The organism is Trichormus variabilis 0441, assembly GCF_009856605.1.
GTDB classification, from domain to species: domain Bacteria; phylum Cyanobacteriota; class Cyanobacteriia; order Cyanobacteriales; family Nostocaceae; genus Trichormus; species Trichormus variabilis.
Window position 1 is genome coordinate 1,946,398 of the sequence record NZ_CP047242.1, and the last position, 14,744, is coordinate 1,961,141.

Annotated in this window: 10 protein-coding genes; 7 read left to right on the plus strand and 3 right to left on the minus strand. The window is 42.9% G+C overall.

Annotation, left to right across the window (positions count from 1 at the left end):
* Positions 1-14: 14 nt before the first annotated feature.
* From GSQ19_RS07805 to GSQ19_RS07815, 3 genes are all read left to right on the plus strand, one after another.
* Positions 15-575: a TolB-like translocation protein gene (locus GSQ19_RS07805; RefSeq protein ID WP_011317394.1), complete on the plus strand. Its 561-nt coding sequence runs from the start codon at positions 15-17 to the stop codon at positions 573-575.
* 151 nt (positions 576-726) lie between these two features.
* The gene (locus GSQ19_RS07810; RefSeq protein WP_104009877.1) at positions 727-3,912 is read left to right on the plus strand and encodes a GAF domain-containing sensor histidine kinase; all 3,186 of its coding nucleotides are present in this window, start codon (positions 727-729) and stop codon (positions 3,910-3,912) included.
* Positions 3,913-3,989: 77 nt separating this feature from the next.
* Positions 3,990-4,508 carry a TolB family protein gene (locus GSQ19_RS07815; protein ID WP_011317396.1) on the plus strand — a complete coding sequence of 173 codons (519 nt, stop codon included), beginning with the start codon at positions 3,990-3,992 and terminating at the stop codon, positions 4,506-4,508.
* 139 nt (positions 4,509-4,647) lie between these two features.
* Here GSQ19_RS07815 and GSQ19_RS07820 read toward each other — a convergent pair whose 3' ends face one another.
* On the minus strand, positions 4,648-5,640 hold the full coding sequence (locus GSQ19_RS07820) for a succinate dehydrogenase/fumarate reductase iron-sulfur subunit (protein WP_011317397.1): 993 nt from the start codon (positions 5,638-5,640) through the stop codon (positions 4,648-4,650).
* Between the two features lie 1,873 nt (positions 5,641-7,513).
* On the opposite strand from GSQ19_RS07820, the gene GSQ19_RS07825 reads away from it, so the two are divergent.
* Both GSQ19_RS07825 and GSQ19_RS07830 read left to right on the plus strand, forming a co-directional pair.
* Complete coding sequence (locus tag GSQ19_RS07825) at positions 7,514-7,948, plus strand: AbrB family transcriptional regulator (protein WP_011317398.1); 435 nt, start codon at positions 7,514-7,516, stop codon at positions 7,946-7,948.
* Between the two features lie 372 nt (positions 7,949-8,320).
* On the plus strand, positions 8,321-9,142 hold the full coding sequence (locus tag GSQ19_RS07830) for a CPBP family intramembrane glutamic endopeptidase (RefSeq protein WP_011317399.1): 822 nt from the start codon (positions 8,321-8,323) through the stop codon (positions 9,140-9,142).
* A 108-nt stretch (positions 9,143-9,250) separates the two neighbouring features.
* On the opposite strand, the gene GSQ19_RS07835 is transcribed toward GSQ19_RS07830, so the two are convergent.
* Both GSQ19_RS07835 and GSQ19_RS07840 read right to left on the minus strand, forming a co-directional pair.
* Positions 9,251-10,207, minus strand: coding sequence for a heme o synthase (locus GSQ19_RS07835; RefSeq protein ID WP_011317400.1), 957 nt, complete (start codon positions 10,205-10,207; stop codon positions 9,251-9,253).
* Between the two features lie 159 nt (positions 10,208-10,366).
* Complete coding sequence (locus tag GSQ19_RS07840; protein WP_041455971.1) at positions 10,367-11,314, minus strand: COX15/CtaA family protein; 948 nt, start codon at positions 11,312-11,314, stop codon at positions 10,367-10,369.
* A gap of 402 nt (positions 11,315-11,716) precedes the next feature.
* Between GSQ19_RS07840 and GSQ19_RS07845 the strand changes: the two genes are divergently transcribed.
* Together GSQ19_RS07845 and ctaD are read left to right on the plus strand one after the other, a co-directional pair.
* Positions 11,717-12,784 (plus strand): cytochrome c oxidase subunit II, encoded by a 1,068-nt coding sequence (locus GSQ19_RS07845; protein WP_011317402.1) that lies wholly within the window; start codon positions 11,717-11,719, stop codon positions 12,782-12,784.
* Positions 12,785-12,969: 185 nt separating this feature from the next.
* Entirely contained in the window at positions 12,970-14,697 is a 1,728-nt protein-coding gene (gene ctaD / locus GSQ19_RS07850) for a cytochrome c oxidase subunit I (protein WP_011317403.1), read from the plus strand.
* Positions 14,698-14,744 lie beyond the last annotated feature (47 nt).

Consider the following 14,744-nt stretch of genomic DNA (forward strand, 5'->3'; position numbering starts at 1 on the left):
AGTAAAGATTTGAGGTGAAAAAATTTACTTCTCAGTTCTGGCTCCAAAGACCAATTCATTGGAGCCTAGTTTTTGGCTTGGCGAGTTTGCTTGGCTCTTGTGGTTCTGGTGATATCCCCCTTGGGCCTACTTCCCTCAATAGTCGCTACACAGAAGAGCAACCAGCCTTAAGTGGCAATGGTCGTTTTTTAGCATTTATTTCTAATAGGAATGGTGTTCATCAGTTACTTGTGTATGATTTACAACAACAAAGTTTTATTCGGACACCAGGATTAAACCGACCGGAGACAATTACCGAAAGTCCCAGTTTGAGCTACACCGGGCGGTACATTGTTTACATGACTAGTGACCAAGGTAGACCTGTTGTAGCTCTTTACGATCGCGCCATTCAACAATCACAAATCATTACCCCCACCTATCGCGGTTGGGTAAGGAATCCGGGTATTAGTCCAGATGGACGTTATGTTGTCTTTGAAACTGCCGCCCGTGGACAATGGGATATCGAAGTCTTAGACAGGGGGCCGAATATTGAGTTAGATATTCCGAATGGAGCAACAGTGAATCAGCCATCATAAGAGGGGGAGCAAAGGCGAAAGAAACTGATAATCCTGATCCTGGCTCAAAATTGAATCATTGAAGTTTTATTATTCCCTGAATTTTCAAGCTGTGATCTGAAAATTAAATTTGGGAAAGATGAAACTAGGTGTTTCATTTTTCTCAATATCTATGATAAGAAACTCTTATGAGCCGCCCAACCCTTCAGATTTGCCAGATTGTCACAACCAGCTACGCCTGACAGCACAGTATCAGAAAATATTGGTGAGAATTCTGGCTAAAATTCGCTCATCGGTAAACATAGAATCTTTGTGCCGGACTTCTTGTCAAGATATTTGTGGGCAATTGCAGATTGAGCGATTAGCTATTTACCGCTTCAACAGTGATTGGAGCGGTAGTTTTATCAATCGTTTTGGCTTTGCAGAACCACCTTGGGATAAACTCACTGCTTTTGGACAGGACTTGGTGTGGCAAGATTCCCATTTGCAAGAAACTCAAGGGGGGCGATATCGCAAAAATGAGCCGTTTGCTACGGCTGATATTTACGATGCAGGACACTCTCGTTGTCATATTGAGGTGTTAGAACAATTTCAGATTCGAGCATATGCGATCGCTCCGATTGTCGTTGGTGCAAAACTGTGGGGTCTACTAGCGGCCTATCAGCACTCTGCGCCTCGACAATGGCATCAAAACGAGGTGGAATTTATAGCCCAAGCCGCTAGCTATTTGGGTGTAGCAATGCAGCAGGAAGAAATCATCAAGGAAGCCAAACAACGTACAGTAGAATTGCAAGATGCTATTGCCAGGCAACGAGCTTTGATGGAAGTTGTAGGCAATATTCGCTCATCTATCAATACGGAAATTATTTTAAACACAGCTTGCCAAGAATTGTGCAAACTTCTGAAGCTAGAACGGGCAGCAGTTTATCGCTTTAATGAAGATTGGAGCGGTGAATTTGTCAGTCAATTTGGGATGGTAGAAACACAGTGGCACAGAATCAGCCCCTTTGGCAAAAATCTGGTTTGGGATGATACCTACCTCCAAGAAACCAAAGGTGGGCGTTACCGCCATAACGAAACTTTTGCGGTTAATGATATCTATGAGGCTGGACATACACGCTGTCATATTGACATTCTTGAGCAATTCAAGATTTATGCCTATGCTTTAGCACCAATTTTCATCGGTAAAAAACTGTGGGGACTCATAGCAGCTTATCAACACACTGGCCCACGAGAATGGGCAAATTATGAAGTGGAGTTTCTCGGACAGGTGGGCGCGCAATTAGGGGTGGCAATTCAGCAAGCGGAGAATTTAGCCCAATCGAAACAACAGGCTGATGCTCTGCAAAATGCGATCGCTCGGCAACGCGCCCTCACAGAAGTAGTGGGAAAAATCCGCTCTTCCCTAGATATTAATTTAATCTTGAAAACCACCTGCCAAGAAGTATGTAAAATGCTACGAATTGAGCGGGTAGGAGTTTATCGCTTTAATCCTGACTGGAGTGGTGAATTCGTCAGTAATTTCGGTATGGTGGAGGCGCAATGGGACAGCATTAACCCCTTTGGCCAAAATCTGGTTTGGGAGGACACCCACCTCCAAGAAACCAAAGGGGGACGCTATCGCAACAACGAAAATTTTGCAGTCAACGACATTTACCAAGTCGGACACTCACGCTGTCACTTAGATATTCTGGAGCAGTTTAAGATTCGAGCTTATGCCTTAACCCCAATTTTTGTCGGACGGAATCTGTGGGGACTGCTGGCCGCCTATCAACATTCTGCACCGCGCCAGTGGGATATTGTAGAAGTAGAATTTTTGGGACAAGTAGCTAGTCAACTGGGAGTGGCGTTGCAAAGTTCTCAAATGATGAGCCAAATTCAAACCCGTGCTGATGAACTGCAAAAATCGGCTGAACAGCGCCGAATTTTATTTGATTTGGTTGTCAAAATCCGAGAATCTTTGGATTTAGAGGCAATTTTGAAAAATACTGTGCAGGAAGTGAGGCGATCGCTGCAAGCAGACCGAGTCGGCATCTTTCGCTTTGATTCTGATCAGGGTTTTTGTAGTGGTGAATTTATTGCTGAAGATGTGTTACCCAAGTTTGATTCTGCTCTAGCTGTGAAGGTGCAAGACTATTGCTTCGGTGACCATTATGCACCTCAATATCGCCAAGGGCAAGTACAAGTAATTTCCGATGTCAACAGTGTTGGCTCTAAGGTACCCCATCTGGATGTGATTGAGCAATTCCAAGTCAAAGCTCAGATTATTGTGCCATTGATGGAAGGTGATAATCTGTGGGGATTATTATGTATTCACCAATGCACTCATCCACGTCATTGGGAAGAAGACGAATTGGAATTTGTCACTCAAATAGCAGCTCAACTCAGTGTGGCACTACATCAAGCTAACTTGTTCCAACAATCGAGCTTGCTTGGTGAGACTCGTGCAGAAGCAAATCAACTTGCCCAAACACTGAAGGAACTCCGCACTGCCCAAATGCAAATTATCCACGCTGAAAAAATGGCCAGTTTGGGGCAGTTGGTAGCAGGAGTTGCCCACGAGATTAATAATCCAATTAATTTTATTCACGGCAATTTAGAACACGCCCATCAATATACCCAAGAGTTGCTGCGTTATGTGAAACTTTATCAGCACTATCACCCCAATGCAGCTCCGGAAATACAAGAGTTTTTCCAGCAAGCCGAAATCGAGTTTTTATTTGAGGACTTACCTAACTTATTCCAGTCAATGCAGGTAGGTACTCAGCGCATTCAGGAAATTGTCACCTCTTTACGTAGCTTCTCACGCCTAGACGAAGCTGACTTCAAAACAGCAAATATTCATGAATGTATCGACAGCACTTTGATGATTTTACAACATCGCTTAAAGCCCTCCGCTGATAGCCACGCCATTCATGTGACCAAGGACTATGATGATTTACCTCTCATAGAGTGCTATCCCGGTCAATTAAACCAGGTATTTATGAATTTGCTGTCTAATGCCATTGATGCCTTAGAAGAACGGGAAGCCAAGCTATCTCCTGAAGTAATTGCCGCACATCCCAGCGAAATCCGCATTTATACATCTCTACTCAATCAAGACTGGATGAGTATTCGGATTACCGATAATGGACTCGGCATTGATGAGCAGATAATCCCCAGATTGTTCGATCCATTTTTTACTACTAAGATGGTCGGTAAAGGTACTGGACTGGGACTTTCGATCAGCTATCAGATTGTCACAGATAAACACAAAGGCAAGATTTACTGCCAATCAGAACTTGGTAAAGGTACAGAGTTTGTCGTCGAATTACCAATTCTTCAGGCAAAAATTAATCCATCAATAACGAAAGTCTGAGAATGTCTTGAATTTTGAATTGTTAACACTGGAGTTTAGACTAAAGACAAGCGATAGGAAAATAATACGCGTGACGAATGATTAAACGTATTTTTATATTTGCTTGTACAACCTTATTGGGTGGATGCTTTGGCTATCCTCGGTTGGTAAGTTACCCTTTCGATCCTGGGGGAAGGAGTATTAATAGTCTTGCTTCAGAACTTAATCCTCAAATTTCGGGGCGATATATTGTGTTTACAAGCGATCGCCGGGGTAGCCAAGATGTATATATGTTTGATACGCTGACTCAAAATTTGGTAGATTTGCCTGGGTTAAATGCTTTAGATACGATCGCCTCTCATCCCAGTGCTTCGGCAGATGGTCGTTATGTAGTATTTGCTGCTAGTCGCCAAGGACGATCAGCTATTTTTATTTATGACAGAGAAACACGGCAATTACGGAATTTGACAAATAATTTACAAGCAGAAGTCCGCAACCCCACCATTAGCGCTGATGGGAATGCGATCGCTTTTGAGTCTAGCAATAATGGCCAGTGGGATGTTTTAGTTTATAACCGTTCTGGGCAACCCGTGAATGTGCCTCAAGATCCCCGATGAAATGAGGGAGTTGTGAGTGGTGAAAAAAAATCCCTACTCCCTATGTTTTTTGAGGGTGTAGGGGTGTAGGGGTGTAGGGGAGAAATTTTTGAATTTTGAATTTTGTAGCTTTAGCTTCCCGTAGGGTATTTTGAATTGATTACTCCTTTTGTATCGATTCGATGAGCGATCGCACTTGGGCTGTCCCTTCAGATGCTTCAAAGGATAGAGGAAATTTACCTTTGGCAATCATTCGTAAACCCAGGGGAGCGAGGCTGAGTAATCCTCTGAGGTCTTTTAAATAGTTACCGACTACTTGTAAGCCAAATTGCCGTTCGTCAATCCATCCGCCTTCTTTGACTAGCTCTACTAATACCTTGCGGTGGCGAATTGAGCGGCTATCGCTGGCTTGTTTTTGGCTGAGTATTTCTTGCTTGATTTTGGTAATTTGCTCTAATGGGGCTACTTCCATTGGGCAAACTGAATCGCAGTAAAGACAACGGGTACAACCCCAAACACCTTTAGTGCCTTCGTTGTAACTTTCTAAGCGTTCGGCTGTGCTAGTATCGCGGGAGTCTGCAACCATGCGGTAGGCTTTAGCTAAGGCGTGGGGGCCGACGAAGTCGGGGTTGACTTCACGGGCATTGCATTCTGAGTAGCACGCACCGCACATAATACAATTACCAGTTTGATCGAGGCGCGATCGCTCATCTGGTGTTTGTAAAAATTCCCGTTCTGGTACTTGTCTGGCTGCTGTACTTACATAGGGAGCAACAGCTTCTAGATTATTCCAGAAACTATTCATATCTACGACCAAATCCTTAATTACTGGCATATTGCCTAAAGGAGCGATCGTAATTTCTGGAATGTTAGTTGCTTGATTAGCTGAAGATGATATTTTTTCTAATCTAGCTAGTTCACTACCTACATTTTCTTTACAAGCTAGAGCCGAACGGCCATTAATTCGCATGGCACAGCTACCACAAATAGTATTGCGGCAATTTTTACGAAATGCTAGTGTTCCGTCTTGCTCCCACTTAATACGATTAAGACAATCTAAGATAGTATTACCAGGGTCTGTCTCCATAAGGTAATTCTGCACAATAGGAGCAGAATTTTGTTGTTGACGAATGATTTTAAATAGAACTTCCATTGCTACCAACCAAAGTCTTAAAATTATCTCACCAACCTCGAAAATTTTGAGTCGGGGCTGGTGTTTGCAAAAATAGCCTAGTGTTAAGAGCTAGTCAGTCAACGAGCGACTGATTCTAGTTCCAGCATAACCATTAAAATTTTAATTGCAGCAACGCCATAGATGAGATTTGTGAGGTGGTCGCGGTTTGAATGCAAAAAAGTTAATTATATGCCCCTAATTGAATTTGCTGACTTTTTCAAATCCTCAGGCCGTTTCACAGCAAATGAGCTTCAGCTTCATCTAGCTTGAAAGAGGGTGTAGGGGTGTCAGGGTATATGGGTGTAGGGGAAAGATATCTTTCATCTATGACTGTGAAATTTTTTCATTGGGACTGCTTTATCCATAAAATATCCAAAGTTAAGGCTTTAATGATTCTTGATAATTCTTGATGTCAAGATATGCAAGAGCGATAAATGAAAAAATCTTAACTTAAAATAGCCATAATGAAGTACGTACACGAGAATAGTTAAAGTTTCCTTACCCGATTGAGGGACTTTTACTAAGCACTAGTAGGCATCATCCAGTATTTTTAACTTAGTCATACATGAATTTAGTAGATAGCTAAGGAGCAAAATCCCTCTTCCCTAGACCCTAACCTCTAACTTCTTTTCCACCAATAGGAAGCTGATTTGATTGGTGAAAAGATTTAAGCATCGTAGGGTGGACGATGTCTACCAAAACCATGCTACTGTGGGCAATGCCCACACCGCATAAATTTCAAAAATCAAGTGTAAATCCTATAGATCCCTATTTTGATTAGCTTGTACAACAAAGCAGAAAAATTTTTGCTTACTCCCTACTGGTTACTACCGACTTTCATAATCCTCACTAAAAGTTCATTTTTTGTTTGTATATACGCGTTAGAGCTGAGAATACACATCTAGTAGTGGCAAGAAAATGCTAGATAGATGTGGAGAGATTTATTCTTCCCATAGACAGACGTACAGAAAACACAATAATTTTTGTCTGGTGAGAATAAACTAGGACTTTCATTGTCTTGGCTTTTAGTCTCATCTCAATCAAGTGAATCTCAGGATATAACTCACTCGTCAAAACTACTCATCTAAATTTAGATTAATTTTTATAAGAGCCATAGTGCAATCATCACTCTAGCTTATAAAGCAGAAAGAAAATCGTCCCTGCTTTCTATTTTCATTAGCTTGGGCTTTTAGCTAAAAATTTATCTGCAAGTTAGATTTAAAAATAAACAACTATTTTGCTATTATTAGTCCATGCTAGTATTTAATATAAAATTACGAAGTCACAAAACCAGAATCAACAGCTGTATAACTGCTGCTACTACTGCTTGGTTTCTTCGTAATGTAGAGACATGAAATTTCTCGTCTCTACAAACAGGACACAGCAAAAAAGGGTGTATGTCCAGACCATATTCAAATACCATGCTGTCTGAAGCTGAAGAGGAAACATAGGGAAAACCTTACAACTCAAAAGCAACAAAGGCAAGCACTAAAAGTGGAGAACCTGCAATTTCTTTGGTCTACGACTAGTTTGTAGTAGAACCTGCACAATTTGTTAAAGTGGCGCAAATTTACACCACTACAGTAGTGCCAAAAGAGAAAAAAACTGCATTTCCAATGGCGAATCATGGTTAAAATTGCCGTAAAATCACTGAAATTAGTGCCTGTGAAACTCATAACCTCCTAATCTGTTGTGCTTAAACACAATAGAGGTATTTGAGGCTAATATCAGCAGGAATTCACCCTTGATTTTTAAAGTCTCCAGTAACTTTATGCAGATGCTAAAAAGTCAAATACTGGCATGAGACAACATAATTCATCAGTTTGGAGAGAGTAAGGAAATTTTGAGCGTAATGACTGAAACTGCAACCGCGCCTTTAACTGGAAAAGCACTGCTAGCTAAGGTAAAAGAACTTTCTACACTACCACGACGAGAAAGAGCTAAACAGTGCGGTTACTATACCGTTACTAAGAATAACCAAGTCCGGGTTAATCTCACAGATTTCTATGATGCTTTGCTATCGGCTAGAGGTATTCCTCTTAGCCCAGAAGCACCAAAAGATGGTCGTGGTCGTGAACCGACATACCGAGTTAGCGTTCATCAAAATGGTCAAATTGTCATTGGTGCTACTTACACCAAAGCAATGGGGTTAAAACCAGGTGATGAATTTGAAATTAGATTGGGATACAAGCACATTCACTTGATTCAACTCGGTGAAAGCGATAAAAAGCTCTCCCCAGATTTAGATATCGACGAATCTGATGAAGATTTGGATGATGAAGAGTAAATTCTCTGAGGGGGGATAAGTTAAAGTGATGACTTTTAACGTGTCCCCAATACCATAACAACCTGCTAAGCTGTCAGGCATTTAACTTGCACATACTTTCGTGTCGGCTGTTGAAAGTTGACGGTTAACTGTCAGCCGTCAACTGTCAACAAACTATACAAGTGACTATGTGATTTAAAGGTGTAATAGCTTATCACTGATTAAATAATTTTATCTAACGCAAAAATACGATTTATTCCTTGCAGAAGTGACTACTCTTAGTAGAGGCTTGATTCATAATACAAGAATTTATTCTGCAAATAGTCTACCGTGATTTTTGTGTTGAATTTGACAATTATCTTTACGCCATTCATTAACAATCTGCTGGCATTTATGAAAGATGCCCCGGCAATAACTGTTGTGATGGCGTTTTTTATCGCTTGGCTGGTGTGCTGGTTACCAATTGCAGCAGTGTCATTGAAATTACTTAATTGGCAACCGATAAAACCGTTGCAACCAGAGCAGAAATTACCATTAATGATATCGCTCTACTTATTAGCGCCTCTGGTGCTTTGGGGCGTGATTTGGTTAACTAATAGCTCTTTTGCAAATTATGGGATTGTCGGTAATTTTGCCCTATTGAGTTCCTTAGCACTAGGCTTTGGCTTAGGAGTTTTAAGTATAGTTATTTTGTTTACCTGTCAATTGTGGTTGGGTTGGTGCTATTTTAAAGAATCAAATATCAAGCAAATAGCATCTATTTCACTACCTATTTTATTGATAGCGTTATTGGTGGGAGGTATAGAAGAATTAGTTTTTCGTGGTTTCCTCTTAACAGAATTAGAAAGAGACTATTCTGTATGGGTAGCAGGAATACTTTCTAGCCTAATTTTTGCTGTTTTACACCTAGTTTGGGAGCAACGGGAAACTTTACCCCAGCTACCGGGGCTGTGGTTACTGGGAATGATGTTGGTGTTGGCAAGGATAAGCGATCGCGGTAACTTGGGTATAGCTTGGGGACTACATTCGGCTTTGGTATGGGCGATCGCTACTATAGATACAGCCCAATTAGTTACTTACACAGGTAAAGTCTCCGAATGGTGGACTGGGAAAAATAAAAAACCCCTAGCTGGGGTAACAGGAATTATATGCGTTTTGGGAACAACGTTAATTTTGTGGTTAGTGTGTGACAGTATATCTTTAATCTTGTTTTGAACCACACAGACACCTTTGTGGGTCGGAAAAATTATGAGATTTTTGAGTTTTTGAAAATACGATCGCGCCACAATATAGTACCAGCGCGATCGCTTCATGATCCATGTTTTAGCTAATGAGATGCAACTGATTGATAACAGCGTTGATTAGATGATGAGTGAGGGGAAGACTATCAATTACCATTCCCAGACACAACAGCATCATATAGGAAATAGAGTAGAGGAACAATTCTCTAGCTGTAGGGCGATCCTCTGGATTATGCAGCAAACGCCAGGATTTGCGGATAAATACTGCTCCTAGAGATATAGCGATCGCTGCATAAACAATACCACTAGAGTGGAGAGGATAAACCAGCAATAGGGTAGCGACGACTGTAATTAGTGTGTAATACCAAATTTGCTTAACTGTTGCGGCATTGCCTTCAACTACGGGGAGCATGGGGATACCGACTTTGGCATAGTCGTCACGAATCATCAAAGCCAGCGCCCAGAAGTGGGGGGGTGTCCACAAAAAGACGATAGCGAAGATTAACCATGCACTCCAGCTTAATGTGCCTGTGACAGCTGCCCAACCAACCAAGGCGGGAATTGCCCCAGCCGCGCCACCGATAACAATATTTTGGGTGCTATGACGTTTTAACCAGTGAGTATAGATTAAAACGTAAAAAATAATACCAGATAATGCTAATGAAGCGGCGAGGAGGTTGGCGAATACTGTTAGTAGGGTAAAAGAAAGTACGGCTAGAGCGATCGCAAAAATTAGCGCATCACGCACCTGTACTTTACCCGATGGCATAGGACGATGACGCGTCCGTTCCATGTCATAGTCAATATCCCGGTCATAAATGCAGTTAATTGTCTGGGCGCTAGCAGCTGCCAAAGTACCACCAGCCATAGTGACTAACAATAACACAGGGTCTACCTGTCCCTGTGCCGCAATCCACATACTCCCGGCTGTAGTAATCAACAACAAAGGAATAATACGGGGTTTAGTTAGTTGGTAATAGCTTTGAATTACCTGGAGAAAACTTTCGTGGTGGCGACGAGAGACATTAGTCTCAATCATTTTGAGTTTAATTCCTTATTTTCAACAACTTAATTGCAGCCCCAGTTGATATGGTGTTGCGTGAGGAGATTGGGCTAGGGCTAATTCATCAATGAAGGCATGGGAAGGATGAGTAAGAATTTCTTACTTCCCAATCCCCAGTCCCCAATCCCCAATCCCTCATCTCATTTGGGTATTTGTGGCAGTTGCTGTTAAACCAACCGTAGCCCAGTCGCGTAGTGCTAGGACGGTAAAAGCTACTAAAGTACCGAGCAGAGTAGCTCCTATCGCTTGGTGAGAGACTGTTAGAGGTTCGACTTGGAGATGTAGGCGGAAGGTGGCAAATCCCAAGAGGATTTGTAAAATTAACAATCCTCCTGCCATATTAGCTAATCGTCGCAAAGCAGGATGTAACGCTGGTGTCCGCCAGGAAATCAAAACCACTGCTAGGGTTGCTACTGTTGGCGGTACTAAACCAAAAATATGGCTGTACATCACATTGCAAAGTTGGGAACCACCAAAGCATTGGTGTAAAGCCCAACGAGAGCCGACTAAAGCGCCTAAGAGACTTTGTACGTAAACTAAAATGGCGGCTACTAAGCCCACCCAAGGCAGCTTACCAACGTTGCCTGTACCCTGATAGGGAGTGAGGGCTATGCCAATGATTAGTAGACTAGTGAAAAATAACAGCGCGGTTCCCATGTGGGCGGTGACGATATCAAACCGCAATAACTCGGTGACTGTTAGTCCTCCCAGAATGCCTTGAAAGACAATTAAGAAGAGGGCAAAAGTTGATGCCCAAGGTAGCCAGGAGGGTAAAGCACGGCGATGCCACCAGGATAAACCAAACAGAGCGATCGCGCTCAGGCCGATCAAACTCGCATCTAGTCGGTGGAACCACTCCAAGAACACTTGGAGATTCATTTGCTTGGCTGGGACTAATTCGCCATAACAGAGAGGCCAATCTGGGCAAGCTAGGCCAGCATTCATCACACGGGTGGCAGAGCCTATTGCCATCAAAATCAAGGTGGCTATAGACATTTTCCACACCAAGCGACGAATCATATCCTTGGGCTTTTGTTGCTCTGCTGCCGTTTCATTTTGTTGTTCTAGGACAAATTCGTTCATGAACGATACCTTCTGCCCGCCCTTGGTGAGCTGTTTAAAATTTTCTATTTTCATTACCTACCCATCTCCACCCTAGCGTATATAACCGGGTTTATTGATGAGCTTTTACTTATTACTTTGAACTACTCCAGGGCTTACTAGCCTGAAGCTTTAGGTATTTTTTAAGTTCTCGGAAATTGATTAATGTTCATGAATTTTCAATTGCTAAATTTTCCTTAAATTTTTCTAATTTTTGGCATCTACTCTTAGTCGTATCTAATAAATCTCTTTTACTCAAGATTATTAATGTAGTCGAAAAAATTAATAAAGATTTCAGACCATTAGGCTCAATATTTAATAGCCTAGATTACCTTAGTAAGTGAGATGCTTCGAGATAACGTAATCAATTCAATTAAGTGAGCCGTGAAAATTCCAAGTTCAATCTGGACATTACTAATAGGCATCGGGCTAACCCTGGCAAGCCTTTGGTACGGTCAAAATCATGGACTAATGCCAGTTGCCGCCTCCGATGAAGCGGATTTAGTGGATGGTCTTTTTAATACAATGATGACCGTTTCCGCAGGTATATTTTTAATTGTTGAAGGTGTATTAGTTTACTGTGTTGTAAAATATCGTCGGCGCGCTGGTGATCATGAAGACGGCCCGCCAGTTGAAGGTAATGTACCATTAGAAATACTTTGGACAGCGATCCCCGCAATTATAGTTATCGGTATTTCTGTCTATAGCTTTGAAGTTTATAATGACATCGGTGGTTTTGATCCCCACGCGGGTCATCAAGCGCCAATAACTCAGAGTTCTATGACAATGCCTGGGTCGGCGATCGCCGCCACGCTCAATGATACTCCTAACCTCAACCAAGAGAAATCTGATGAGGCGATGCAAGACCCAGCCACAGCAGCAGTCCGCAACGCCGACCAAATCCCCCAAAAACAGGATGCTCCTGGTTTAGGTATTGTGGCTCCAGGCATTGGCTCCAGTCCAGAGAAAGCTGGAAAACCACCAGAATTAGTAGTCAACGTCACCGGGTTACAATACGCTTGGATTTTCACCTATCCTGAATCAGGTATTACCACTGGTGAGTTACACGTTCCCATTGGGCGCGAAGTGCAAATCAATATGACAGCTAACGATGTCATTCATGCCTTTTGGGTTCCCGAATTTCGCTTGAAACAAGATGCGATCCCCGGTAGACAAACCGAGATGCGTTTCACACCGAAAACAGCAGGTGACTATACTCTTATCTGTGCGGAACTGTGCGGCCCCTACCACGGCGCAATGCGGACACAGGTAGTAGTTGAACCGGAAGAAGCATTTAAAAAATGGACACAAGAACAGCTAGCGGCTAACAGTGACACGCTCAATCAAGCTGTTGCGGTCAACCCTACAGACTTAACCCCAGAAGAATTTCTCGCTCCTTATACTAAGGAAATGGGAATTCAACCAGAGATGTTACATCACATTCACAAGTAGTCAAAAGTCCATAGTCCACAGTCAACAGTCCACAGCTATAGCTACTGACCAATGACTAAGCGCAAAGTCGAGCCACTGCGTTCCTGTCGCTCTGCGTCGGAAAGCAAGTGGCGTTGAGCGGAGGTTTCCTCCGAACAGAACTTTGTAAGAGATGACCAATGACTAATGACCAATGACAAATAACTATGACACAAGCTCAGTTGCAAGAAACTGCCAATATCCCGGCTCGTATTGAAGAACCAGGGGAAAGACATTGGCGAGATTACTTTGGTTTTAATACCGACCATAAGGTGATTGGGTTACAATACCTAGTCACTTCCTTCATTTTTTACTGCATTGGCGGCGTAATGGCTGACTTGGTGCGGACAGAACTACGCACCCCTGAAGTAGATTTTGTCAGCCCAGAAGTCTACAACAGTCTATTTACACTGCACGCCACAATCATGATTTTCTTGTGGATTGTGCCGGCAGGTGCAGGGTTTGCTAACTATCTGATTCCCCTGATGATTGGGGCCAGAGATATGGCATTCCCCAGATTGAATGCTGTGGCATTTTGGATGATTCCTCCGGCAGGATTGTTGCTGATTGCCAGTTTGGTTGTGGGTGATGCACCCGATGCCGGTTGGACTTCCTACCCTCCCTTGAGCTTGGTAACAGGACAAGTAGGCGAAGGTATTTGGATTATTAGTGTCCTGCTGTTGGGTACATCTTCAATTTTGGGGGCGATTAATTTTCTCGTCACCCTTCTGAAGATGCGTATCCCTAGTATGGGCTTCCATCAAATGCCTTTGTTCTGTTGGGCGATGTTCGCCACTTCAGCATTAGTTTTACTGTCAACGCCAGTACTCGCAGCCGGTTTGATTCTGCTGGCTTTTGATCTCATCGCCGGCACCACATTTTTCAACCCTACAGGTGGTGGTGATCCGGTGGTATACCAGCATATGTTCTGGTTTTACTCCCACCCGGCGGTATACATCATGATTTTGCCCTTTTTTGGCGCAATTTCTGAGATTATCCCCATACATTCGCGTAAACCAATTTTCGGTTATAAAGCGATCGCCTATTCATCCTTAGCCATCAGTTTCTTAGGGCTAATTGTCTGGGCGCACCATATGTTTACCAGTGGTATTCCCGGCTGGTTGCGGATGTTCTTCATGATCACTACGATGATCATTGCCGTACCTACAGGGATCAAAATTTTCAGCTGGTTGGCTACAATGTGGGGCGGCAAAATCCAGTTCAACAGTGCCATGCTATTTGCCGCCGGCTTTGTCGGAACCTTCGTGATTGGTGGTGTCAGTGGTGTCATGTTGGCAGCCGTGCCTTTTGATATTCACGTCCACGATACTTATTTTGTGGTGGCTCACCTCCACTACGTTTTGTTTGGTGGTAGTGTGTTGGGTATTTTCGCCGCCATTTATCATTGGTTCCCGAAAATGACGGGACGTATGATCAACGAATTTTGGGGTAAGGTTCACTTTGCCTTAACTATTGTGGGTTTAAATATGACCTTCCTACCCATGCACAAGCTGGGTTTGATGGGTATGAACCGCCGTATTGCCCAATATGACCCCAAATTTACCTTATTAAACGAAATCTGCACTTATGGTTCTTACATCCTTGCAGTTTCCACGTTCCCCTTCATTTTCAATGCAATTTGGAGTTGGTTATACGGCGAGAAAGCGGGTAACAATCCTTGGCGCGCTCTTACCTTGGAGTGGATGACTACCTCGCCACCAGCCATTGAGAATTTTGACAAACTCCCAGTACTAGCTACAGGGCCTTACGACTACGGTTTGGAAAAGGCTAGCGAAGGTGTACCCTTATCCGACCCTAATCCAGTTCTATCGGCTGGCCCCAACTCTGTTCTCAGAGCTGAGCCTGATGAGCCATATCCAACAATTGAGTCGTAGAGGGTAGGGGTGTAAGGGTGTAGAGGTTGATGAAACTATAGTTGAGT